At 43.4% G+C, this 1,391-nt stretch carries 1 protein-coding gene; it reads right to left on the minus strand.

Features of this window, described 5'->3' with window-relative positions; translation table 11 throughout:
* Positions 1-1,391, minus strand: a 1,391-nt coding sequence (locus BCT81_RS27390; RefSeq protein ID WP_102426502.1) for an EAL domain-containing protein, incomplete at both ends; no start/stop codon positions are given.

Genomic DNA, 1,391 nt, shown 5'->3' on the forward strand with positions numbered 1-1,391 from the left:
GAAGCTTTATATAATTAACCTTCAAATCCTTAATGTAGTGAGTGCTGACAATAGTTCGCCCAGCTTGGCCAACAATCACTTTACACCCAAGTCCTCGCAGCATCTTTGCCACCGGTCTCATATAATCAAGATGAGCGATAAGGTGCCCCTCAGAAAACTCAAAAGCCAGTTGTGAACGATGCTGTGCAGAAAGTTGCAACAACTCACTTCTGAACCATTTGAAGTGCTGCTTACTAGCAAAAGGGGTAACATTGAGGTTCACTGAATAATGAATAGGTTGAGTCGATTCTTTCAGTGACTTCAACAACACCCTCAACACCGATTGATCCATTTGAGCTTGGTAACCCACTTGCTCCACCGCAGGCATGAAGCGAGAGGACTTCAATAAACCTTTCTCAGGATCCTGAATTCTAGTAAATATTTCTCTATGCAATTCATTAGCTTGACCTAATTCAGACATAAGATAACACCGCTGAGCAAAGATTACTAAATTATCAGGAAGCAGTGCTGTATCAAGTAGTGTTCTCCAGCGAACACTGCCTCTATCGAGCTCATTTTTATTTTGTTTAGGGAAACGACTCCAGTTATTAATGCGCTCCAATTGCGCACTTTTTAATGCGGTTTCCGTTTCATCCATGATCTGACTATGACGTTCACCTTCGGTGTACATGGTCACGCCGATATGGCACCAATTATCCGACTCTAAAGGCTCTGGTGGTGTTAGCTTATCAAGCTGTCTTAAACACTGAGTCGCCAGCGTCGCAATATCTTTGGCACCTTGGTGCGGGATAAATACAGCAAAGTCGGCTTCATAATAACGAGAGAAAATAACATCTGGATAGCGCTGTACGATATTCGATAATACTTCGCCAACCTCAATAATAAAGTTATCTGTAACTTGCTTATCATTATCATCGCGTACCTGCTCCCACTCATCGATACGTATTAACAGCACACCACCACGCGCACCACTTTCATGCAGTGCCGATTCAAGCTTGTTATCAAATAGTACTCTGTTGGCGGTGCCTGTGAGTTTATCTAAGAAGGTATGAGTACGAATAAAGGTATCGAAACGACTACGCTCTTGCCGAGCGTCTTTTAACTCTTCAATAAGAACATCGAGAGCTTCACTCGCGGTAAAAGGCCACTCTCGCTCATCACCTTTGGCATGAGCCTCAACCTGCCCAGCAAGAATCATCCTTCCACGCTCTTCCAGCATTTCAGATCCCATCAATTGCTCTTTTAGCCATCGAACGCCACGAGCTAGGCAAAATATAATCAAAGCGACCGCTAAAGTAATCGACCACATTGCTTCCAATGAGTAGCTGTATCCAATATAAGGAGGCAGAGCCTTAAACTCGATTTGATAACCGGTATTTCGCTCTAATACA

This window comes from Vibrio sp. 10N.261.52.A1 (genome assembly GCF_002876325.1).
GTDB lineage: Bacteria > Pseudomonadota > Gammaproteobacteria > Enterobacterales > Vibrionaceae > Vibrio > Vibrio chagasii.